The organism is Tolumonas auensis DSM 9187 (genome assembly GCF_000023065.1).
Lineage (GTDB): Bacteria > Pseudomonadota > Gammaproteobacteria > Enterobacterales > Aeromonadaceae > Tolumonas > Tolumonas auensis.
Genome location: NC_012691.1, coordinates 3,191,126 through 3,213,159 on the forward strand (window position 1 = coordinate 3,191,126; position 22,034 = coordinate 3,213,159).

At 52.4% G+C, this 22,034-nt stretch carries 19 protein-coding genes; 10 read left to right on the plus strand and 9 right to left on the minus strand.

The genetic code is table 11. The features are described from left to right. Positions 1-10: 10 nt before the first annotated feature. Both TOLA_RS14920 and TOLA_RS14925 read left to right on the plus strand, forming a co-directional pair. Complete coding sequence (locus TOLA_RS14920) at positions 11-3,085, plus strand: multidrug efflux RND transporter permease subunit (RefSeq protein WP_015879946.1); 3,075 nt, start codon at positions 11-13, stop codon at positions 3,083-3,085. A 252-nt stretch (positions 3,086-3,337) separates the two neighbouring features. Beyond that, entirely contained in the window at positions 3,338-4,759 is a 1,422-nt protein-coding gene (locus TOLA_RS14925) for an alanine/glycine:cation symporter family protein (RefSeq protein ID WP_015879947.1), read from the plus strand. Positions 4,760-4,810: 51 nt separating this feature from the next. Here the strand turns inward: TOLA_RS14925 and TOLA_RS14930 are convergent, their stop codons facing one another. The 3 genes from TOLA_RS14930 to TOLA_RS14940 form a co-directional block, all read right to left on the minus strand. Next, positions 4,811-7,888 (minus strand): beta-galactosidase, encoded by a 3,078-nt coding sequence (locus TOLA_RS14930; RefSeq protein ID WP_015879948.1) that lies wholly within the window; start codon positions 7,886-7,888, stop codon positions 4,811-4,813. Positions 7,889-8,090: 202 nt separating this feature from the next. Next, positions 8,091-10,994: a bifunctional [glutamate--ammonia ligase]-adenylyl-L-tyrosine phosphorylase/[glutamate--ammonia-ligase] adenylyltransferase gene (glnE, locus tag TOLA_RS14935; protein ID WP_015879949.1), complete on the minus strand. Its 2,904-nt coding sequence runs from the start codon at positions 10,992-10,994 to the stop codon at positions 8,091-8,093. A 238-nt stretch (positions 10,995-11,232) separates the two neighbouring features. Then, on the minus strand, positions 11,233-11,664 hold the full coding sequence (locus TOLA_RS14940; RefSeq protein ID WP_015879950.1) for a Fur family transcriptional regulator: 432 nt from the start codon (positions 11,662-11,664) through the stop codon (positions 11,233-11,235). A 147-nt stretch (positions 11,665-11,811) separates the two neighbouring features. Between TOLA_RS14940 and TOLA_RS16990 the strand changes: the two genes are divergently transcribed. The 5 genes from TOLA_RS16990 (at position 11,812) to TOLA_RS14960 (ending at position 15,556) form a co-directional block, all read left to right on the plus strand. Then, positions 11,812-11,943: a hypothetical protein gene (locus TOLA_RS16990; RefSeq protein ID WP_281054810.1), complete on the plus strand. Its 132-nt coding sequence runs from the start codon at positions 11,812-11,814 to the stop codon at positions 11,941-11,943. Between the two features lies 1 nt (position 11,944). After that, positions 11,945-12,688, plus strand: coding sequence for a zinc ABC transporter ATP-binding protein AztA (gene aztA, locus TOLA_RS14945; RefSeq protein ID WP_015879951.1), 744 nt, complete (start codon positions 11,945-11,947; stop codon positions 12,686-12,688). After that, positions 12,688-13,566 (plus strand): metal ABC transporter permease, encoded by an 879-nt coding sequence (locus TOLA_RS14950; RefSeq protein ID WP_015879952.1) that lies wholly within the window; start codon positions 12,688-12,690, stop codon positions 13,564-13,566. Before aztA ends, TOLA_RS14950 begins: the two co-directional genes overlap by 1 nt. Before the next feature lie 9 nt (positions 13,567-13,575). Next, the gene (locus TOLA_RS14955) at positions 13,576-14,520 is read left to right on the plus strand and encodes a metal ABC transporter substrate-binding protein (RefSeq protein WP_015879953.1); all 945 of its coding nucleotides are present in this window, start codon (positions 13,576-13,578) and stop codon (positions 14,518-14,520) included. Between the two features lie 193 nt (positions 14,521-14,713). Beyond that, positions 14,714-15,556: a pirin family protein gene (locus tag TOLA_RS14960; protein WP_015879954.1), complete on the plus strand. Its 843-nt coding sequence runs from the start codon at positions 14,714-14,716 to the stop codon at positions 15,554-15,556. A 72-nt stretch (positions 15,557-15,628) separates the two neighbouring features. Here the strand turns inward: TOLA_RS14960 and rraB are convergent, their stop codons facing one another. The 6 genes from rraB to rplM all read right to left on the minus strand — a co-directional run bounded on the left by rraB (position 15,629) and on the right by rplM (position 18,636). After that, the gene (rraB, locus tag TOLA_RS14965) at positions 15,629-15,976 is read right to left on the minus strand and encodes a ribonuclease E inhibitor RraB (protein ID WP_015879955.1); all 348 of its coding nucleotides are present in this window, start codon (positions 15,974-15,976) and stop codon (positions 15,629-15,631) included. 74 nt (positions 15,977-16,050) lie between these two features. Further along, positions 16,051-16,560 carry an S-ribosylhomocysteine lyase gene (gene luxS / locus TOLA_RS14970; protein ID WP_015879956.1) on the minus strand — a complete coding sequence of 170 codons (510 nt, stop codon included), beginning with the start codon at positions 16,558-16,560 and terminating at the stop codon, positions 16,051-16,053. A gap of 24 nt (positions 16,561-16,584) precedes the next feature. Then, a complete protein-coding gene (locus tag TOLA_RS14975) occupies positions 16,585-17,166 on the minus strand; it encodes a transglycosylase SLT domain-containing protein (protein ID WP_015879957.1) in 582 nt (193 codons plus the stop codon). A gap of 77 nt (positions 17,167-17,243) precedes the next feature. Beyond that, on the minus strand, positions 17,244-17,582 hold the full coding sequence (locus TOLA_RS14980; protein WP_015879958.1) for a P-II family nitrogen regulator: 339 nt from the start codon (positions 17,580-17,582) through the stop codon (positions 17,244-17,246). Between the two features lie 218 nt (positions 17,583-17,800). Further along, entirely contained in the window at positions 17,801-18,193 is a 393-nt protein-coding gene (rpsI, locus tag TOLA_RS14985) for a 30S ribosomal protein S9 (protein WP_015879959.1), read from the minus strand. 14 nt (positions 18,194-18,207) lie between these two features. Beyond that, positions 18,208-18,636 carry a 50S ribosomal protein L13 gene (gene rplM, locus TOLA_RS14990; protein ID WP_015879960.1) on the minus strand — a complete coding sequence of 143 codons (429 nt, stop codon included), beginning with the start codon at positions 18,634-18,636 and terminating at the stop codon, positions 18,208-18,210. A 366-nt stretch (positions 18,637-19,002) separates the two neighbouring features. Between rplM and TOLA_RS14995 the strand changes: the two genes are divergently transcribed. The 3 genes from TOLA_RS14995 to degS all read left to right on the plus strand — a co-directional run bounded on the left by TOLA_RS14995 (position 19,003) and on the right by degS (position 22,029). Continuing rightward, positions 19,003-19,401, plus strand: coding sequence for a Z-ring associated ZapG family protein (locus TOLA_RS14995; protein ID WP_015879961.1), 399 nt, complete (start codon positions 19,003-19,005; stop codon positions 19,399-19,401). Positions 19,402-19,475: 74 nt separating this feature from the next. Beyond that, positions 19,476-20,840: a Do family serine endopeptidase gene (locus TOLA_RS15000; protein ID WP_015879962.1), complete on the plus strand. Its 1,365-nt coding sequence runs from the start codon at positions 19,476-19,478 to the stop codon at positions 20,838-20,840. An 88-nt stretch (positions 20,841-20,928) separates the two neighbouring features. Further along, a complete protein-coding gene (gene degS, locus TOLA_RS15005; protein ID WP_015879963.1) occupies positions 20,929-22,029 on the plus strand; it encodes an outer membrane-stress sensor serine endopeptidase DegS in 1,101 nt (366 codons plus the stop codon). Positions 22,030-22,034: the final 5 nt, after the last annotated feature.

Consider the following 22,034-nt stretch of genomic DNA (forward strand, 5'->3'; position numbering starts at 1 on the left):
GGAGCCGAATATGCGTTTTACTGATCTCTTTATCAGGCGGCCCGTGTTGGCCGTGACTATCAGTCTGATGATGGTGTTATTCGGACTGGAAGCCTTGCGTGGCATGGCGATCCGCGAATATCCGAAAGTCACCAATACGGTGATCACGGTCACCACCAACTATTACGGTGCCAGTGCTGACGTTATTCAGGGCTTCATCTCCCAGCCGGTCGAACAGGCTATCGCGCAGGCGGAAAACATTGACTACATGACCTCGCGCAGTCAGCTGGGGCGTTCCACCATTACGGTGAATATGCGTCTGAATACCGATCCGAACGCGGCGCTGGCGGATGTACTGGCCAAGGTGAACTCGGTACGTTCACAGCTGCCGAGAGAAGCGGATGATCCGAGTATCACCTCCTCCACCGGTAGTAATACTTCCATCGTCTATATCGCGTTCTCCAGTGCCGAACTGAATTCATCCCAAATCACCGATTATCTGGAACGGGTGATCAAACCGCAGCTGTTTACGGTTCCCGGTGTGGCTAAAGTTAACCTGTACGGCGGTACTCAGTTCGCGATGCGTGTCTGGTTAGACCCGTTGAAAATGGGCGCGTATAACCTCTCATCAACGCAGGTATTGTCTGTGTTGCAGTCGAATAACTACCAATCCGCACCCGGTCAGGCGACCGGCTATTTTGTGCTGTATAACGCCGAAGCGGATACGCAGGTTAACAGTACCGAACAACTGGAGGAGCTGGTCGTCGCCAGCCATGACGGCGCGGTGATCCGCTTGCGGGATATCGCGAAAGTCTCGCTGGAGAAAAACCACGACCAATATCGTGCGCTGGCAAATGGTAAAGAAGCCGTGATCGCGGCTGTCGACTCCGCTCCGTCGGCGAATCCGCTGGAAATTGCGGCCAATGTACGCAAGTTATTGCCGGATTTTGAGCGTAACCTGCCGAATACCATGAACATGAAACTGCTGTATGACTCGACGCAGGCGATCAACGAATCCATCCATGAAGTGCTGAAAACCATCGTAGAAGCGGCGGCGATCGTACTGGTGGTGATAGCGCTGTTCCTCGGCTCGATGCGCGCGGTGGTGATCCCGATTGTGACCATTCCATTGTCATTGATTGGTGTGGTCATGCTGATGCAGATGTTTGGCTTTTCCATCAACCTGATCACCCTGCTGGCCATGGTGCTGGCGATTGGTCTGGTGGTGGATGACGCTATCGTGGTGGTAGAAAACGTCGACCGGCACATCAAGGCCGGGGAGCCACCGTTCCGTGCCGCGATCATCGGGACACGCGAAATTGCCAGCCCGGTTATCACGATGACCATCACGCTGGCGGCGGTATATACCCCGATTGCACTGATGGGCGGCGTGACCGGTTCGATCTTCAAGGAGTTCGCGCTGACGCTGGCTGGCGCGGTATTTATCTCCGGGGTTATCGCACTGACACTGTCGCCGATGATGTGTTCGGTAATGTTAAAACCTCACATCAACCCGAACCGCTTTGAGCGCGGGGTAGAAAACACCCTGAACAGCATTACCTCCGGTTATAGCCGGATGCTGGATAAGGTGATGACCCGCCGGCCAGTGATTATTATCTTTGGTATTATCGTGCTGGCCGTGATGCCGCTGCTGTTTAAACTGATCCCGGCCGAACTGGCACCCTCAGAAGACCGCGGTGCGTATCTGATGATGGCGAAGGCGCCGAATACGGCGAACCTCGACTACATACAGAACAATATGGCCGCGGCGGGTGAAACGCTGATGAAAGATCCGGCCATGTCGACCAATCTGGCGCTGGCGGGTATTCCGAACAATAACCAGGGGCTGGCGATTGCGATCCTGAAACCATGGAGTGAACGTGAGAAAGCACCGGTGATCGTGCAACGGACTAACGCTGCCCTGCAGGATATGCCGGGCGTGGCGATCAGTTCGTTCCAGTTCCCGGAACTGCCGGGCGCCGGCGGTGGTCTGCCGTTACAGCTGGTGATCACTACACCAAACGAGTTCCGCAGTCTGTTTGAAGTGGCCAGCGATGCGCTGGCAAAAATCAAAACCAACCGTCAGTTCGTGTATACCGATCTGGATCTGGCCTTTGATTCGGCCACCATGCATATCGCGATCAACCGCGATAAAGCCGGTGCCTATGGTGTTTCGATGCTGGCTATTGCGGAGACACTGAGCACGCTGATGGGCGATGGCAACGTCAACCGGGTGTCACTGAATGGCCGCAGCTACGAAGTGATCCCGCAGGTGGAGCGTCAGTTCCGTCTCAATCCGGAATCGATCAAACACTACTATGTGACCGCAGCAAACGGTCAGTCGATCCCGCTGAGTAATCTGGTCACGGTTGATCTGAAAAGCGAAATCCGCGCCCTGCCCCATTTCAACCAGCTGAACTCGGCCACGATCGGTATTGTGCCGATCATGCCGATGGGCGATGCGGTGACATGGCTGGAAGAGAATGTGGTCTCGGAACTGCCACTGGGTTATCAGCATGATTATATGGGCGAAGCGCGTCAGTATGTGCAGGAAGGCAGTGCACTGATGTACACCTTCCTATTGGCACTGTGTGTGATCTTCCTGGTGCTGGCCGCACAGTTTGAAAGCTGGCGCGACCCGCTGGTGATCATGATGTCGGTACCGCTGGCCATCAGCGGTGCATTGGTCGCGCTGGCGTGGGGGCTCTCGACCATGAACATCTACACCCAGGTGGGGATCATCACGCTGGTCGGGCTGATTAGTAAACACGGTATCCTGATCTGCGAAGTAGCCCGTGAACAGCAATTGCTGAAAGGCCTGAGCAAGATGGATGCGGTGAAGATCGCGGCCCGCGTGCGTCTGCGTCCGATCCTGATGACTACCGCGGCGATGGTGACCGGTTTGTTACCACTGTTGGGGGCGATGGGCGCCGGGGCGCTCAGTCGTTTCAGTATCGGTATCGTGATCGTCGCCGGTCTGACCATCGGTACGTTCTTTACGCTGTTTGTGCTGCCGGTGATTTATACCTATGTCGGTAAAACACATAAACCATTACAGGAATTTGATGAATCCGTTGCGCCATTAGCGTTGCATGATGATGAGTAAATAATTCCGTTATCTCTGAAAAAGCCCTCTAAGCTGAGGGCTTTTTTATCCGGCAGAATATCAGGCTGTTATTCTGCAAACAGGACAAAAATCCATCCGTAAATCCGCTAAAATGATCCTAAGTAGTATTTTTACTATGCCTTCTGCTCAATTTTTATATAATTCACCGCCACATACGCATAAGAATTCATATGGCCATTATAATTAATGGGCAGATTTAAACGCGGTTCATGTCAAACAAGGAAGCCAGAAATGGAAAATATAATTAATGCACTGAGTGACCTCTTATGGGGCCAGCTCGTCTATGTGCTGCTGGCCGTAGGGATTTTTTTCACTATCCGTACAGGTTTCATTCAATTCCGTCATTTCGGTCACATGTTCACCGTACTGAAACACAGTACCGTCAGTGATGCCGCCGGGATCTCCTCCTTTCAGGCACTGTGTACCGGTCTGGCAGCACGCGTCGGTACCGGTAATCTGGCCGGTGTCGCAGTCGCCATTTACCTCGGCGGTCCGGGTGCTATTTTCTGGATGTGGCTGATCGCGATGATTGGAATGGCATCCGCTTTTGTAGAAAGTACGCTGGCGCAGCTCTACAAAGTGAAAGACGATAATGGCAGCTACCGTGGTGGTCCGGCCTATTACATGGAAAAAGGCTTGGGTCAGCGCTGGATGGGCGTGCTGTTCTCCATTTTCCTGATCATCTCGTTTGGTCTGGCCTTTAACTCGGTGCAGGCCAACTCGATCAGTGGCGCCATGCAGTCTGCATTCGGTATTCCAAACTGGATCACCGGCGTTGTATTAGCCGTTCTGAGTGGCATCGTTATTTTCGGTGGCCTACGCAGCATCGCGCGTTTTTCCGAGCTGGTCGTGCCATTTATGGCTATCGCTTATCTGCTTCTGGCTGTTGTTATTGTCGGCATGAATCTGGAGAAGTTACCAGATGTGTTCATGACCATTATCAATTCTGCCTTTGGTCTGGAACAGGCGGGCGCCGGTGCGCTGGGTTATACCATCGCCCAGGCAATGATGAATGGCATCAAGCGTGGTCTGTTCTCTAACGAAGCAGGGATGGGTTCAGCTCCAAATACTGCTGCAACCGCCAGTCCTTATCCGCCGCATCCAGCATCACAAGGTTATGTGCAGATGATGGGGGTATTTATCGATACCATCGTGATCTGTACCTGTACTGCGGCAATCGTATTGCTTTCCAATCAGTATGTGCCGGGTAATAACCTGACCGGGATCCAACTCACGCAGGCGGCATTGTCGGAGCACATCGGCAGTGCTGGCAATTATTTCATCGCGTTTGCGGTGTTCTTCTTTGCCTTTACTTCGATTGTCGCTAACTACGCGTACGCCGAAAACAACCTGGTGTTCCTGGAACACAATCACCCGGCCCGTCTGGCACTTTTCCGTCTGTGTGTACTGGGGATGGTGATGTTTGGCGCGGTGGCTGAGTTGCCGGTTGTCTGGACACTGGCTGATATCTCCATGGCATTCATGATTGTGACCAACCTGATTGCCATCATTTTGTTGTCCGGTACCGCATCCAAACTGGCGAAAGATTACAACGCACAACGTAAAGCCGGTAAATTACCGACTTTTGATGTGAATCAGTTCCCGGAAATGAAAGCGAAAATCGAACCGGGGATCTGGGATAACAATAAATAATCCTGCTCTGCCGAGACAAAGAAGGCCGCTTTTGCGGCCTTCTTTTTATGGTTACGCCTGATATTTCAGCGTCACCTGATAGCGATACGTCCCCGCCCCCAGCTGATAATCGGGATGTACACTCGGGCTCCAGGAGTCATCACCGCCGATCCCCATATGGAAGCCGTCCAGATGCAGGAACAAACCGTCTTCTGCCTGTAGCTGATACTGATAACGCGTATCCGCCAGCTGTCGGGTACTGAACGGGCTGACCCGGAAATGGAACTGGCCGCTGACCTGCAGGCCGCCCAGTTGCAGTTCACGCGTGTCGCAACGCAGACCATTCTCACACGGGAAAATATACGGCGTATGCAGTTCGGCTAATGGCAATTGCCAGTAGCCAATGTGCGCGGATGTCTGACGATCCGGATAGTTCTCATGCGGGCCGCGACCAAACCAGTTCACCTGATCACTTTGCTCATCCAGATGCAGCACCATGCCGATACGCGCCAGTGATGGCAAACCTTCTGCCACCTGGGTGGTAATGTTCAGCTGCAACTCACCCCGTGCCGTAAAATGATATTGCCAGAGAGAGCGGAGCAATAATCGTTCTGCATGAAAATGCCCGCGCTCCACCTGAATAACCACACCATCGGAACTCTGATACGTCTGTACGGAGAAACAACGATCCTGCAGCTGATTCAGTCCGGCTGCCTGCCAGCGGGCAATATAGGCATTCGGATCAACATGATCCGCTTCACTGGCACCGATATCATTATCAATCGGCGCCCGGACAAACTGCTCCTGCAGCGGTGACAGCAACAACGCGCGTCCGGCTTGCTGCCAGTCGGTCAGCAGACCGGACTGTTTATCCAGCCACCAGCACTGTTCACCAGCCGAGATCTGCCATTTATCGCCTTTGTCTTCCAGCAGCGGTGTAATCTCTGCAGCATGGTGTTCGCAGACCGGAGCAGCCAGCGCCACCGGTAATGGCCACTGCTCTTTGGCTACCGCAAAGCCGGCTTCTGCCCACGGCGTATCGTGCAGCATATGCACCGAAACATCCAGCCAGGCTTCGATGCCTGCGGTCAGCGGTGGTAACTGCTCGCTCAGGGTCAGCATGATTGTGCCTTCCGGCCCGACTGATAATGCCTGCTCGCCGGAGGCCTTCCGCTCTCCCTGCTGCATGATTTGCCAGCGCAACTGTTCATTATCGGAATGACGGAACAGATATTCGCTACTGACCTCTATTTTCAGTGGTGAAGTGGAAAGCAGTTTAAACTGGAAGAATTGCTGCGCCTTCTGTACTTCGTATAGCGACGGATGCGGGGTGCGATCCGGGAAGAACACGCCGTTCAGGCAGAACTGACGATCATTCGGGGTATCACCGAAATCACCGCCATAGGCCCAGTAAGGCTTACCGTCCGCACTGATGCGGCTGATGCCCTGATCGACAAAATCCCAGACAAAGCCGCCCTGCAGACGCGGATACTGGCGGAATGCCTGCCAGTAACGGGCAAAGCCACCGAGGCTGTTATTCATCGCATGTGCGTATTCGCAGAGGATCAGCGGCCGCGCTTCACCCGGCATACCGATCCACTTTTTAATCGCCCATTTCGGCACGGCCGGGAATGGCTGATCCTCATCCACCCGCGCATACATCGGGCAGACAATGTCGGTTGCGGCGGTATCTGAACCACCGCCTTCATACTGTACCGGACGGCTCGGATCACGTGATTTCACCCAGCTGTACATGCTGTCCTGCACTGCGCCATGACCGGATTCATTCCCCAGCGACCAGATGATGATCGACGGATGGTTAAAATCGCGCTGCACCATGCGGGTGACACGTTCGGTAAACGCGCCCACCCAGAGCGGATCGTCCGACAGACGGCTCATCGGCGTCATGCCATGCGTTTCGATATTGGCTTCATCCACCACATACAAACCGAGGCGGTCACAGAGCTGATACCAGTAAGGATGATTCGGGTAATGCGAAGTGCGTACCGCATTGAAGTTATAGCGCTTCATCAGCAGCAAATCCTGCAGCATATCCTCCGGACGTACCGCCTGTCCGCGCTCCGGATGAAACTCATGCCGGTTGGCACCACGGATCAGTACTGCCTTGCCATTGACCAGCAGCAAACCGTTCTTGATTTCCACACTGCGGAAACCGACATCACAGGCTTCGGCCTCCACCAGCACGCCATCGTTTGTTTCCAGGGCGACCACCAACCGGTACAGATTCGGCTCCTCCGCCGACCATAAACGCGGTGCTTTTACCGGCAGCGACAGTAACAACCGATCGTGATAGACCCCTTTTTCGTCGATCGCGGCGGTGCCGATCGCCCGGCGCTCGCACACCAGTGCTTCGTCACCGTCATACAACCAGACTGCCACCTGATGTGCCGCACATTCGCCGCTGACATCCACCTGCAGATGTAATTGTGCATCACGGTAACAGGCATCCAGCTCCGGACGGGCAGATACATTGGCCAGCCGGGTCGCCGGTTTATGCAGCAGTGACACATCGCGGAAAATCCCGCTCATGCGCCACATATCCTGATCTTCAAGATAATTGCCATCAGACCAGCGCAATACCAGCGCGGCCAGCCGGTTACTTCCCGCCTGCAGATAAGGGGTTAAATCAAATTCCGCCGGTAAACGGCTATCCTGCGAATACCCTACCCAGTGACCATTACACCAGAGATAGAACGCTGAATTGACACCATCAAAAATAACGCGGGTCTGGCCAGCACTCAGCCATTCCGCGGAAACATCAAAGGTTGTGGAATAACAACCGGTCGGATTTTCTTTCGGCACAAACGGCGGAGTGCAGGGAAACGGGTATTTAATATTGGTGTAGATAGGAATGTCATAGCCATGCATCTGCCAGTTCGATGGCACCGGCAGCACGTTGCTGTCAGGCAAATCCGCCTGTAACCATGCCTCCGGCACCATTTCCGGCGCAGCAAAGTAACTGAACTGCCAGTCACCATTCAGGCTGACAACTGAGTCCGATGGTAATTCCTTGCGGGCTGCATCCAAATCACGCCAACTGGATTGCGGCGTATGAGCCGCCAGACGATGCAGAGAGGTAACCGCCGGATTTTCCCAATCACGACGCGCCAGACACTGAGCCAGTTGCATAGACACTCCTCTTGATGACTATTTTCATACATCATTCCTCCTTATTCAGCAGAAATGATGGGTTATAAATTTCATCATAAAGAGCAGATATGAAACTGACTGTCAGATTTTATTCATGGCGTGATTCCCGTCATAAAATGAATGTAAACGATTACATTTTTAGAGGGAATTAAAGGGGGTATCATCCCCCTGTTGGTCATATTTACTGGATCGGCTGATCCGGTGCAGGTAACTGCCGATCAATCAGCTTATGCCACAAAGCCACTACTGCTGCGCGTTCTTCCTGTAATTCCTGACCATCAATAATCCGGGTTACGCCGGACAAAGTACAACGATGCGCCCGATCCCGGATTGCCAGATAGGCTTTTTTCAGTGTAATCGATTCCTCTTCTGTGAGTAATCCGGCTTCCACACAAGATTCAAAGATACGCACGTTATCCGACCAGCGGGTCAGTAATGCCGGATTCTGCGCCGCATAGGCCAGCACCATAAACTGAGCAATAAACTCAATTTCTATCATGCCGCCCGCGCTCTGTTTCAGATCAAACTGATCCGCCGTACCGCGCAACAAATGTTTGCGCATCTTATTGCGCATATCCGCCACCGATTTCGCCAGTGAGTGGATTTCCCGCGGCTGACTCAGGATCTCAGCCCGCACCCGCTCAAAACCGGCCAGCAGCGCAGCATCGCCATACACGGCCCGCGAACGCACCAGCGCTTGATGTTCCCAGACCCAGGCTTCATGTTGCAGATAATGCTCATAAGCATTCAGCGTAGAAACCAGCATGCCGGAAGCACCGGACGGGCGCAGTTCCATATCAATTTCATACAGAATGCCGGACGTCGTACGGGTCTCACATAGATGAATGATTTTCTGTGCCAGACGCACATAAAACTGCCGTACACTCAGCGGTTTATCCCCGTTGGTATACCCTTCCCCTTCGGTCGCGTGGATAAACACAACATCCAGATCCGAACCATAACCCAGCTCAATACCACCCAGTTTGCCATAGGCAATCACCGCAAAATTTTTCTCGCCGTTTTTTACGGAAAGCGGTGGTAAACCGTGTCTGGCCGTGAGCTGACCCCATGCCTGATTGACTGCTTCCGTCAGCAACGCTTCCGCCAGCCAGGTCAGGTGATCACTGACTTTCATCAGCGGTAAGGCACCCGCGATATCCGCCGCGACAATTTTCAGTAACTGGATCTGTTTGAACTGGCGCAACGCTTCCATCTGCTGCTCGACATCATCTTCCGGTACCCGCAGCAGATACTGACGCAGTTCATCCCGATACTGATTGAGGGGGGTCGGGTTGTACAACTGTGCCGGATCGAGCAGTTCATCCAGCAACACCGGATATCGCGCCAGCTGCTCAGCCACCAGCGGTGTGGCCGCACACAGTTTCAGTAACTGTTTCAGTGCGCCCGGATTTTCAGCCAGCAACTGCAGATAGGCGGAACGGGTAGCAATATGCAGCAGCACTTTGCGGATCCGGTTCAGCAGCTCCGTCGGGGCGGCATCCTGCACCAGCAGGCTCAGCAGACGCGGCATGAGTTTCCCCAATGCTTCCCGTCCCTGCGGGCCGATCGGCCGGTGCAGACATTCATCGCGTAAGTGTGTCAGCTCCGTTGCCAGTTTCTCTGCTTCCGCCACATTTTGCTGCTGCAATAACGGCACCAGATCTTCCGCCGGTAAATGGCTGTGCCACATATCCTGCCAGGCAGTAGGCACATCCGATTCCTGCTCTTCCTGCTCACCAATCACCTGACTGAATAACTGGTGAATCGCCGCGTGTACCTGCTGTAAGGCCTGAGCGAATTCTTCCCAGGAGTGATATCCCATGGCGACCGTCACCCGCAGCCGATCCCGGTCATTATCCGGTAATGTCTGGGTTTGCTGATCGGCGATCTCCTGCAGGATATTTTCTACCCGCCGCAGATAGTGATAACCGGACGAGAGTGTCTGATATTCCTCATCCGTCAGCACATGATGCTGCTGTAACGCCCGGAGTGCCGCCGGCATATGCCGCACCTGCAGCTCTGGTTCACGGCCACCCCGGATCAGCTGATGAGCCTGGACAATAAACTCGACATCACGGATACCACCGGCCCCCAGCTTGATGTCATTTTTTAACCCTTTGCGCCGTATTTCAGCGACGATCATGCCTTTCATTTTCCGCAGCGCATCAATCGCCCCGAAATCCACATAGCGGCGGTAAATAAACGGTTTCAGCATCTGCATCAGGTAGCGGCTGTCATCATTTTCCGGTCCCATGATACGCGCCTTCACCATCGCATAACGTTCCCAGTTACGGCCGTGCTGCTGGTAATACTCTTCCAGCGCCGCAAAACTTGCCACCAGCGGACCGGAATCGCCGAATGGCCGCAGCCGCATATCGACCCGGTACACCTGACCATCCGCGGTCTGCTGATGCAGCGCATTAATCAGTTGCTGGCCCAGACGGGTGAAGAAGGACTGATTATCCAGTTCCCGTCGTCCGCCCTGCGTGAAGCCCCGTTCCGGATAAGCAAAAATCAGATCAATATCGGACGAAAAGTTCAGCTCCCCTCCGCCCAGCTTACCCATACCAAAGATCAGCATGCGTTGTGGTTCGCCACTTTCCCTGCCGATCGGCGTACCGGCTTCACGGCACATTTTGGTATACAGCCAGTCATAGGCTGCCATGATCAGGCTTTCCGCCAGCACTGAGAGATGTTTAAAGCTTTCTTCTACTTCGGATAAGCCCAGCAACTCACGCCAGGCAATCAGCACCATATGCTCCCGACGGAACTGGCGCAGCACCCGCTTCAGACTATCCTCACTGTCCACGTGTTGTAAGGCGGTTTGCAGCAGAGCCGGATACGCCGCACTGCGTTCTGCCTGCAAATATCGCTCACTGGTAAGCAGTTCAGCCAGCATGGCCGGAGAATAAATAAATGACTCGGCGACAAAATCAGATAACGCCAGCAAACGCAGCAACATCGGCTGATGAGATAAAAACAGCGCTTGCTGCTGTGCATCAGCGCGCTCCAGCAGACGTCGCCACTGTTTTGCCGCCAGTTCAGACAGTAATGCAGGTAAAGGAATGGCAGTAGATGAAGTCATTTTCAGGCAATCCGTTGACAGTGAATACCTAAAGCATAACAGCATCCATACGACTGCGGGATGATGGGATAGTCAATCTGTGACTTTTAAATCATGCTGCCGTGAGGGCATTCAGGTAACAGATAAGCGACCGTTGGCGGCAAGGATGCCGCCGCCCGAGCCTACAGGGATGTATTTATGGCGTGTCGGCGTTCTGCTACCTGAACGCCCTCAACTGACTCTGCTGCTGATGGGATGATTAGCTGGCTTTTGCGTCTTTGCAGGTCTTGCAAATACCCTGCAATTCCAGAAATTGCGGGATCAGTTCAAACTGATGTGTCGCGGCCTGCTGCTCCAGCTCAGCCACCAGACTTTCCGCAATCGGCACTTCCTGCACCAGCCCGCACTGGTGACAAATCAGCAGCTGAGTGACATGGCCGCAGTGCTGATGATGACAAACCATGTATTTCTGGATCGACTGGATATAATGCACCATGCCGGCTTCCACCAGAAACCCCAGTGCGCGGTAAACCGTCGGTGGCTGCCAGTGCACTTCTCTTGCCCGCAACAATTGCAGCACATCATAGGCACTGACCGCACGATCAGCCTGTAATAACGCATCCAGCACCAGCTTGCGATTGGTCGTTAATCCCGCCTGATTGTGTTCACAATGTGGTGAGGCATGCTGCATGAACCCAACTCTCCTGAATAACCTGATACTCACTAAGGATACCGAATCATTGCCTGTTCAGCAGCAAAAAGTCTTATTGATAACCCTTTTCATCTCGGGTGTTATGTTATAACATCCGCAGCAATTTGTAACCTCCGGTTATTGTTTATGCCGCATTCTCATCACTCTTCCACCGTACGTCCGGCGGCCAGTCTGTTCTGGTCGGTCTGGCAACGCTTATTCGTGGCTGCCATCGTGTTATTGCCCATCTGGGCTTTACTGTTATGGAGCATGAGCTGATATGTTGCACTGTGAAAATCTGACACTGGGCTATGACCGCCATCCGGCAATCCATCATCTGAATCTGGATGTCCCGGCCGGGCAGTTGCTGGCAATCGTCGGCCCTAATGGTGCCGGCAAATCCACGTTGCTGAAAGGCATTATGGGACAACTCAAGCCACTACAGGGACACCTGCAGCTGAACGGAATAGAGCGCGAACAGATCGCCTATCTGCCGCAACAATCGCGGATTGATCGACAGTTCCCTATCAGTGTTACCGAGCTGGTCGGTATGGGATTGTGGCATAAACTGGGGAGTTTTGGCCGTCTCACCAAAGCGCACCGGCATCAGATCGAACATGCACTGCAGGCTGTCGGTATGCAGGGTTTTGCTAACCGGCCGATAGCGTCGCTTTCCGGCGGACAAATGCAACGCACCCTGTTTGCCCGTCTCTATCTGCAGAATGCCGAACTGATCCTGCTGGATGAGCCGTTTAATGCCATCGACAGCCGGACCTGCCAGGATCTGCTGCAACTGCTGCAACACTGGCATCAGCAGGGCCGGACCATTCTGGCGGTACTGCATGACAGTGAACAGGTGCGTCACCATTTTCCGTACAGTCTGCTGCTGGCTCGCCAGTTAGTCGCATATGGTGCAACCACCGAGGTGCTCACACCAGAAAACTGGCAACGCGCCCGTCACCAGATCGAGTCGTTCGATGAACATGCACCGGTCTGTCACCAATCAGAAAAGGATGTTGCCTGATGTTAGCTTTGCTCTGGCAATGGCTGATCGAGCCATTCGCCGAATTTGATTTTATGCTGCGGGCACTGGCCGGCTGTATTGCCCTGTCACTGAGTGCGCCGCTGGTCGGCGTCTTCCTGATGCTGCGTCGCATGAGCCTGACCGGGGATGCCATGGCACATGCCATTCTGCCAGGTGCGGCACTGGGTTATCTGGTCGCCGGATTATCGGTTGAAGCCATGACCATCGGCGGTCTGCTGGCTGGCGGACTGGTGGTGATCCTCTCCGGTTTCGTGGCCCGCCTGACCGAAAGCGGTGAAGACAGCAGTCTGGCTGCCTTTTATCTGATTTCGATGGCCCTCGGGGTGATGATCATCTCCGTCAATGGCAGCAGCGTCGATCTGCTGCACGTGCTGTTTGGTTCGGCACTGGCGCTGAACGATGCCGCACTGTGGCTGCTCGGCAGCGTGACATCACTGACCTTGTTGCTGCTGGCACTCCTGTATCGTCCGCTGGTCATGGAATGTCTCGACCCCGACTTCCTTGGCAGCGTCAGCCGCATGGGGCCGGTCGCGCATATCGCCTTCCTGCTGCTGGCAGTACTGAACCTGATTGCCGGATTCCACGCCATTGGCACGCTGATGGCGGTCGGGATCATGATCCTGCCGGCGATCACCGCCCGCTACTGGACCAACCGTCTCAGTCATCTGCTGATGATTTCGGTGGTGCTGGCAATGTTCAGCAGTCTGGCTGGTTTGCTGGTTTCCTATCATCTGGGATGGCCAACCAGTCCGGCGATCATTCTGACGCTGGGGGTCTGCTATTTTCTGTCTATCATTGCCGGTCACCGCAGTGGTCTGCTCTGGCGTTATGTGCGACGCGCTCATCTGCAAGCTTAAGGAGTCTTCATGCGTTTTTCTCATTGCCTCACATCGGTATTGCTCAGCAGCAGCCTCTGCTCGCCGTTCGTACTGGCCGACGATAAAATTCCGGTTATCGCCAGTTTTTCTATTCTGGGCGATCTGGTGCAACAGGTTGGCGGCGAACATGTCACCGTCTCGACCCTGGTAAGCCCGAATGGCGATGCTCACGTTTATCAGCCAACGCCACAGGACACTATCCGCCTGACCAAATCACAGCTGTTTGTGGTCAATGGTCTGGGCTTTGAAGGCTGGATGGAGCGTCTGGTCTCTGCCAGTCACTACAAAGGCAAAGTGATCACCGCCAGTGCCGGTATTCACGTTTTAGCCTTTGGTGACGAAGAGCAAAACCAGCCTGATGATGCCGATGAGCATCATGACGAAGCAGATGAGCATCAGCACGGCAGTCAGAATCCTCATGCCTGGCACAGCATTCCGAATACCATTCAGTATGTCCGCAACATTGCCGATGGCTTAAGCCAGATTGATCCGGCGCATAAAGCTGATTATCAGACGAATGCCGGCAACTATATTCAGCAACTGGAACAGCTGGATAAATCACTGCTGCAGGAATTTGCTGCCATTCCGGCGGAAAAACGCAAGATGATCACCAGTCATGATGCTTTTGGTTATCTGTCAGCCCGCTATCAGATCACCACGATTGCACCTCAGGGTGTCAGCACCGAATCTGAAGCCTCTGCCAGTGACATTGCCAAGATTATCAAACAGATCCGCAAGGAAAATATCAAAGCACTGTTTGTGGAAAACATCTCTGATCCGCGACTGATGCAGCAAATCAGCAAAGAAACCAGTGTGAAACCGGGACAACCTCTGTTCTCTGATGCGTTGTCAGATGACAAAGGTCCCGCGCCAACCTATCTGGAGATGATGCGTTACAATACCGCACAAATCCTTGCCGCACTGAAGCAGTAAAAAAGATTAATCCGTCGCTTTCTTGTCTGACTGAGCCTCGTCCACCAGCTGGCGCTGGCTCACTCTCTCCGATCGGCAATAGCGTTAAATCATTCGATTAAATCGAACAAACCAAGCCAAATAATCCGCTTATTTTTCGACTGAGTTGAAGCCATACTGTAGTTGTAAACAAAATGTAGCAACAGGTGGAAGTATGTCTCAGAGCAGCCGTAAAACAGAACATATCGTACAAGGTCAGCCAACCCGCGATGGTGCTGGTGTAAATCTGATCCGTGTACTAACCCAGCAATGGCAACGTCGTCTTGATCCATTCCTGATGCTGGATGAATTCCGCTCCGACGATCCGAATGACTATATTGCCGGCTTCCCAGAGCATCCACACCGCGGCTTTGAAACCGTCACCTACATGCTGGCTGGCCAGATGCGGCATAAAGACAATGCCGGCCATGAAGGTGTTGTCGGTCCCGGCGATGTGCAATGGATGACCGCAGGCAAAGGCATTTTGCATTCCGAAACACCGGAGCAGGTGGCCGGTCTGATGCATGGTTTTCAGTTATGGATCAACCTGCCGGCAAAAAACAAACTGGCGAAACCCAGCTATGCCGAAGTACCTGCGGCACAAATTCCGGTTGTCACGACTGACGAAGGTCATCGGGTGAAAGTGGTTGCCGGGTCGTGGAATGACATTGTCGGGCCACTGCAACGCCCGGATACGAACCCTGTATATCTGGATATTCAGCTGACCAGCGCGCAGCCACTGTTTGTTCCGATCCCTGCCGGGCATAATGCGTTTGTGTATGTGGTACAGGGCCAACCGCACGTAGCCGGTCAGACTATTGCTCCACGACGGATGGCTATTCTGAGCAATGACTCGCAAGCGACTGGGGTTTTATTGCAGGGGCAAGCCGGTGATCAGCTGCTGGTGTTATCCGGGCAGCCGTTAGGTGAACCGATCGTCCAGTGGGGACCGTTTGTCATGAACACCCGCAGCGAAATCGAGCAAGCGATCAGCGATTATCAGTCTGGGCAGCTTTAATTCACCTGAGATCAAAAAAGGCGGCTAGTTTCAAGTTAGCCGCCTTCTGATTTTCATGATACTGAAATAGGGTTATTCCGCGAAGTAAGTGCCCCAGCCGTCATAATCAACGTGGTACTTCTTACACAACGGTAACAGCGTCGAGATCTCGGCAGTGATACGCTCAACGTCCAGCGAACCTTCTTTCGTGGCATCGAAGCAGAACACGATCGCGCCGTCATCCAGCTCAACCTCTTCCGCATCTTCGACTTCAAAACCGGCTTTGTACAGATCCACCGCCAGCTTTTCCAGACTGTCAAAATCCACTGCCGCGAAATGATGTTCGATAGGATATTCCGCATCCGGATTACTGCCGTCCTCGACCAGTTCAGCAATAATCTCGGCCGTCTCTTCCTGCCATTCCTGTAATTCCTGATTCATTTCTGCTCCTTGCCCCGAACCATTATGCCGCGAGACTTCCTGCTTCGCCGGCGCTGATTTTTCATGTTTCATAGTTACAGACTAGCCAGTTTATCGGATGGCAATGCCAGTTCCGCATTTTTATTAACACCAACACCATGCGCCAGAATCGCGCGCGCGATCTCATGCGCCTCTTCCAGCGAATGCATCTGATAGGTACCGCACTGATATTCATTCAGCTCCGGGATCTTCGCCTGATCCACGACTTTCAGTACGTCTTCCATGGCAGCACTCCAGGCAGCCGCAACGCGGGCCTCATCCGGCGTACCAATCAGGCACATGTAAAAACCGGTTCGGCAGCCCATCGGGGAAATATCAATGATTTCCACATCGCTGCCATTCAGATGATCACGCATAAAGCCGGCAAACAGATGCTCCAGCGTATGAATGCCACGTTCCGGCAGGATCTCCTGATTCGGCACACAGAAACGCAGATCAAACACGGTAATCGGATCACCATGTGGTGTCCGCATCTGTTTGGCCACACGTACAGCAGGCGCCTGCATCCGGGTATGATCCACAGTAAAACTATCTAATAACGGCATGCTGCCTCCTTTAAAATTCTAAGCTCACAGCGAACTGCGACATTGCTGAAACTGTACCGCATACCGCTTTGCCCGTGCGTCCACAACCCGTGAGGTTTTCAGCAACCAGCGTTTCTGATAATGGGTACCACGGCGAAAACCGCCCCAGCCTTCATGGTAATTAAGATACTGATTATACGCATCAGACGGAGCCACCTTGTTCACCCGGCTGGTTTTGTACGAATACCAACCCATAAAATCGATGGCATCGGCAAAATCATCGCGATCCGCCCAGCTGTTTCCGGTCTGATCTTTATAATCGCCCCAGGTCTCATCTTTGACCTGAGCATAACCATAAGCCGAGCTGCGACGACCCAGCGGAATAAACAGGAAATAATCCATCGGCGGCTTGGCATCATGCCTGAAGCTCGATTCCTGATACATCATCGCCATCGATACCGTGAGCGGCACTCGCCACCGCGTCTGCATATCCAGCGCAGCTTCATACCAGTCACTGTTTTGCCGGAAAATATCACAGATATTCTCCGGATTATCCGGACGGTTGGTTGTGGTGGAACTACAGGCTGTCAGCAATAACAGCGTCAGCAGGAAAAACGGTTTTAACATGGTACAACTATCCATAAAAACAAAACCACACCGCCATCTGTTATTGAAAACAGCAACGATGTGGTCGCAGGAAGAGATTAAATGGCTTCTTCGTTCTCTTCGCCGGTACGAATACGAATGACGCGTTCTACCGCAGTGACAAAAATCTTACCATCACCGATCTTGCCGGTCTTGGCACTGCGATTGATGGCTTCAATACAGTTTTCAACATCCTCGTCATTGACTACCAGCTCCAGTTTTACCTTTGGCAGAAAATCAACAACATATTCAGCGCCACGGTATAACTCGGTATGCCCTTTCTGACGGCCAAAGCCTTTTACTTCAGAAACGGTCATGCCGCTGATACCGATTTCACCCAATGCTTCACGCACATCATCCAGTTTGAACGGTTTAATGATTGCTTCAATTTTTTTCATTTTTACTGTTCTCCTGCCAAATCATATCCTGTTATCAGCATGATACCTGTCGCTGATAATTTCTACTACCCGAGCTTTTCCGAGGATTGTACTGTGACACGATCTGATAACAATTAACATTCGTTATAGCACAGGATCCGCTTTTTCCCGGATAAAAAAAAACCGTCCGGCTTTCGCCAGACGGTTTTTCGCAACACAAATACTGTATAACGTAAAAATTAACGTTTGGAGTATTGTGGACGCTTACGCGCTTTGTGCAGACCCACTTTCTTACGTTCAACGCGACGAGCGTCACGAGTAACAAAGCCTGCTTTACGCAGAGTAGGACGCAGTGATTCGTCATATTGCATCAGTGCACGGGTAATACCGTGACGGATAGCGCCAGCCTGACCAGTGATACCACCACCAGCTACAGTGATATACAGATCCAGTTTACCAGTCATATCGACCAGTTCCAGAGCCTGCATAACCACCATACGAGCGGTAGGACGACTGAAGTAGTCCTGCAGTGAACGCTTGTTGATAACGATATCGCCGCTACCTACTTTAGCAAACACACGAGCGGTAGCGCTTTTGCGACGGCCAGTGCCGTAGTATTGATTGTCAGCCATTTGCCAGCTCCCGATTAGATGTCCAGTACTTGAGGTTGTTGAGCAGCGTGATTGTGCTCGGTACCTGCGTAAACTTTCAGTTTACGAAGCATGGCACGACCCAGCGGGCCCTTTGGCAACATACCTTTGACTGCGATCTCAAGAATCATTTCTGGCTTGCGAACGATCAGTTTGTCAAAAGTAATAGACTTCAAACCACCTGGAAAACCAGAGTAGGAGTAGTAAGTTTTAGCCGCAGCTTTATTACCTGTCACAGTGATTTTCTCTGCATTGATAACAACGATATAATCACCGGTATCAACATGCGGAGTAAATTCTGCTTTATGCTTACCACGTAAACGGGAAGCGATTTCAGTAGCCAGACGGCCTAAAGTTTTGCCTTCTGCGTCAACAACGTACCAGTCACGCTTTACGGTTTCTGGCTTGGCAACGAAAGTTTTCATCGAGTAAACCCAAATTACCTAAATAAAAAAAACAATCACGTCTATCTTGAGACGCAATCTGTGAATGCTTTCGCTTGTACCCCTTCGAATACAAGACCTGCAGGAGTTGCTAGTCCACGCGTAGCGGCGTGGGCACCGTCTACGGAGGTGGCCTGTAACGTGGGCCGCAAGATTATAGGAGAAGCTGACGAGAAAAGCATCTTGATTTTCATTTTATCTGTGGATAAATATTCTCTTCGTTTCAGCTGATTTCCAGGTTTTTATTGCGAAGTCACACTCCGTAGTGTCCACTGAGCAAAAGCGATACACTTACTCAAAGTCTGCGGCTATAGTGAGGCCGTGTCCTGAAATGTATAAGGTGTTGTTATGACGACTGAATTCACCATGATCCTGTTTGTACTGATTGGCCTGATTGTTGGCTTTGTCGCAGGACGTTCCACCTCCCGAGCCGGTGATGCGGCCAAGTTACACAAAGAACTGACCAAAACACGCAAAGAATTTGAACAATATAAACGTGATGTGCAGGATCACTTTATTGGCTTCTCCGGTCTGATGGAGCAATTGGGTACGCAATATCAGCGGATGTCACAGCATATGTCCGAACAGAGCGAAAAACTGACTAACAGTCAGACGATTTATAGCATCCAGCCGGATGTGCCGGCAGAAGAAACCGAACAGACAGCACCGGTTAATGAAGGCGTACATCAGCCACGTGATTATTCCGGTGAACCATCTGGTTTGTTAAATGATCACAAATCGTCGTGAACTCTTCTCTATGATTCTTGTCATATAACAATGAGTTGGTAATTACCTGGTCTTGTTGTAAGGAGCTGTAGCGCATGAGCAATACCCGACACATGTTGAGTGTTTTAGCATTAAGTTTGAGTATGGCTTTATCTGTATTACCTGCCCAGGCAGCCTTGCCGTTGAGCGTCGACGGACAGGATATGCCGAGTCTGGCCCCGGTAGTCGAACAGGTTACCCCGGCCGTGGTGAACATTCTGGTTTCAGGTAAAAAGGTCACCCGACAGGAGATCCCGGAGCAATTCCGTTTCTTCTTCGGACCGGATATGCCTGATGCTCAGGTTCAGGAGCAGCCGTTTCAGGCTCTGGGTTCCGGTGTCATCATTGATGCCGCTAAAGGTTATGTGATCACGAACCATCACGTCATAGATGGTGCAGATGAAATCAAAGTTACCCTCAAGGATGGTCGGGAAGTCAAAGCGAAAAAGATTGGTGAGGATCAGCAATCCGATATCGCATTACTGCAGATTAAAGCGGATGGTTTAACCGAAATTAAACTGGCGAACTCAGAACAGCTGCGGGTCGGTGATTTTGCTATCGCGATCGGGAACCCGTTTGGTCTGGGACAAACGGTTACCTCCGGTATTATCAGTGCGCTGGGACGAAGCGGGCTGAATATCGAAAATATTGAAAACTTCATTCAGACGGATGCCGCGATTAACTCCGGAAACTCCGGTGGTGCGCTGGTTAACCTGAGAGGCGAGCTGATTGGTATCAACACCGCAATTCTGGGACCCAACGGCGGTAATATCGGTATCGGCTTTGCGATCCCATCCAATATGGTACGTGACCTGTCAGAGCAGATCCTGAAATATGGTGAAGTGCGTCGCGGTGTACTCGGCATTATGGGTGGCGAACTGACCTCGGATCTGGCAAAAGCCTTTGGTACCGATAAACAGCAGGGTGCTTTTGTTAATCAGGTCATGCCAAATTCCGCCGCGGATGTGGCCGGTATAAAAGCCGGAGACATTATCGTGAAACTGAATGGCAAAGCAGTGCGTTCATTCGGTGAATTACGCGCCAATATTGCCACCATGGGCGCCGGGAAAACGGTCATCTTAGGTGTGATCCGGGATGGAAAAGAGCAGGAAGTCAGTGTCACACTGAAACAAGCTGATCTTTCCGAAACCAAAGCCAGTGTGCTGCATCCGGCTTTGGAAGGCGCCACTTTAGGTAACAGTGAGCCCGGCTCAAAGGTTACCGGCGTCGTCATTACCAAACTGGAACAACGCTCTCCGGCCGCACAAGCCGGGTTGCAGAAAGATGATGTGATTGTCGGCGTCAACCGGACCCGCATCAATAATCTGCAGGAGCTGCGGACTGCAATGAAGAACCGGGCCGATATTCTGGCATTGAATATCCGCCGTGGTGACGCAACCCTGTATCTGGTACTGCGTTAACAAATACGCCTGCTGGCGTTCTGTCAGCAGGCCATCCTTCTGAAAGATATGCTATTCTTTTCATTCGTTTTGAATGGAGAGAGGACTTATGTGGATTGCAGCCTTACGTTACATCGGCAAAGCCGTATTGTTAGGGCTGTTGCTTGCAGGTCTGCTCATCTGGGCTCCCCATTTACGCCAGTTTACTTCCGACAGCTATGATCCCAGAGAGGCGCCGCCGCTGAGTTATGCCTATGCTGCCAGCCGGGCCGGTCCGGCGGTCGTTAATATCTATACCCGCAGTTTTCAGCACTCCGCCTTAAATGACAGCAAAGAGCTGTTACCCCAGAATCTGGGCTCCGGTGTGATCATGAGCCGGAAAGGTTATGTGCTGACGAATTTTCATGTGATCTCTGATGCCGACCAGATCATTGTCGCACTACAGGATGGCCGGGTACTCACTGCTGAGCTGGTAGGTGCCGATGTTCCCACGGATCTGGCGGTGCTCTCTATCTCTGCCGACAATCTGCCGGAGATCCCGCAGGATCCTCAACTTTCTCCGTTGGTCGGTGATGTGGTTCTGGCCATTGGCAACCCGTATAACGTTGGGCAAACCATTACCCAAGGCATTATCAGTGCCACCGGCCGCATTGGTTTGAGCACCATGGGACCAGACAGCAACGGTCGGCAGGATCTGCTGCAAACCGATGCAGCCATTAACTCCGGTAACTCTGGCGGTGCACTGGTCAACACCCGCGGTGAACTGGTCGGTATCAATGCCGGAGCCTATCATATGGGGACATCTCAGGAAGGTTACGGTATCAGCTTTGCTATCCCCTACCAGCTGGCGAAGCGGATTATGGATGAACTGATCTCTCACGGGCGGGTTAAGCGTGGCTATGTCGGGATTTCCAGCGTACAGATTGATTCCGTCACTGCCAAATTACAGGACGCCCAACTTTCTAAAGGATTAATCATTGAGAATATGGACAGTGATGGCCCGGCAGTCAAAGGCGGTCTGCAACGGGGTGATTTGCTGCTCCGGATCAATGATAAACCCATCAATAATGTCAGGGATGCCATGGATATCATTGCTGAGATGCCACCCGGAACGAAGGCTAAATTCACCGTGCTGCGCAATGGCAAACAGTTGGTCTGTACCATTACCGTAGAAGAAGACGTGCGTTTCAGTGAATCAGGAAACAGTTAAACAAA

Excerpts from the sequence above, each read along its gene's own strand:
- TOLA_RS14920 (WP_015879946.1), top strand. The coding sequence starts at position 11 with ATGCGTTTTACTGATCTCTTTATCAGGCGGCCCGTGTTGGCCGTGACT.
- TOLA_RS14925 (WP_015879947.1), top strand. The coding sequence starts at position 3,338 with ATGGAAAATATAATTAATGCACTGAGTGACCTCTTATGGGGCCAGCTC.
- TOLA_RS14930 (WP_015879948.1), bottom strand. The coding sequence starts at position 7,888 with ATGCAACTGGCTCAGTGTCTGGCGCGTCGTGATTGGGAAAATCCGGCG.
- glnE (WP_015879949.1), bottom strand. The coding sequence starts at position 10,994 with ATGACTTCATCTACTGCCATTCCTTTACCTGCATTACTGTCTGAACTG.
- TOLA_RS14940 (WP_015879950.1), bottom strand. The coding sequence starts at position 11,664 with ATGCAGCATGCCTCACCACATTGTGAACACAATCAGGCGGGATTAACG.
- TOLA_RS16990 (WP_281054810.1), top strand. The coding sequence starts at position 11,812 with ATGCCGCATTCTCATCACTCTTCCACCGTACGTCCGGCGGCCAGTCTG.
- aztA (WP_015879951.1), top strand. The coding sequence starts at position 11,945 with ATGTTGCACTGTGAAAATCTGACACTGGGCTATGACCGCCATCCGGCA.
- TOLA_RS14950 (WP_015879952.1), top strand. The coding sequence starts at position 12,688 with ATGTTAGCTTTGCTCTGGCAATGGCTGATCGAGCCATTCGCCGAATTT.
- TOLA_RS14955 (WP_015879953.1), top strand. The coding sequence starts at position 13,576 with ATGCGTTTTTCTCATTGCCTCACATCGGTATTGCTCAGCAGCAGCCTC.
- TOLA_RS14960 (WP_015879954.1), top strand. The coding sequence starts at position 14,714 with ATGTCTCAGAGCAGCCGTAAAACAGAACATATCGTACAAGGTCAGCCA.
- rraB (WP_015879955.1), bottom strand. The coding sequence starts at position 15,976 with ATGAATCAGGAATTACAGGAATGGCAGGAAGAGACGGCCGAGATTATT.
- luxS (WP_015879956.1), bottom strand. The coding sequence starts at position 16,560 with ATGCCGTTATTAGATAGTTTTACTGTGGATCATACCCGGATGCAGGCG.
- TOLA_RS14975 (WP_015879957.1), bottom strand. The coding sequence starts at position 17,166 with ATGTTAAAACCGTTTTTCCTGCTGACGCTGTTATTGCTGACAGCCTGT.
- TOLA_RS14980 (WP_015879958.1), bottom strand. The coding sequence starts at position 17,582 with ATGAAAAAAATTGAAGCAATCATTAAACCGTTCAAACTGGATGATGTG.
- rpsI (WP_015879959.1), bottom strand. The coding sequence starts at position 18,193 with ATGGCTGACAATCAATACTACGGCACTGGCCGTCGCAAAAGCGCTACC.
- rplM (WP_015879960.1), bottom strand. The coding sequence starts at position 18,636 with ATGAAAACTTTCGTTGCCAAGCCAGAAACCGTAAAGCGTGACTGGTAC.
- TOLA_RS14995 (WP_015879961.1), top strand. The coding sequence starts at position 19,003 with ATGACGACTGAATTCACCATGATCCTGTTTGTACTGATTGGCCTGATT.
- TOLA_RS15000 (WP_015879962.1), top strand. The coding sequence starts at position 19,476 with ATGAGCAATACCCGACACATGTTGAGTGTTTTAGCATTAAGTTTGAGT.
- degS (WP_015879963.1), top strand. The coding sequence starts at position 20,929 with ATGTGGATTGCAGCCTTACGTTACATCGGCAAAGCCGTATTGTTAGGG.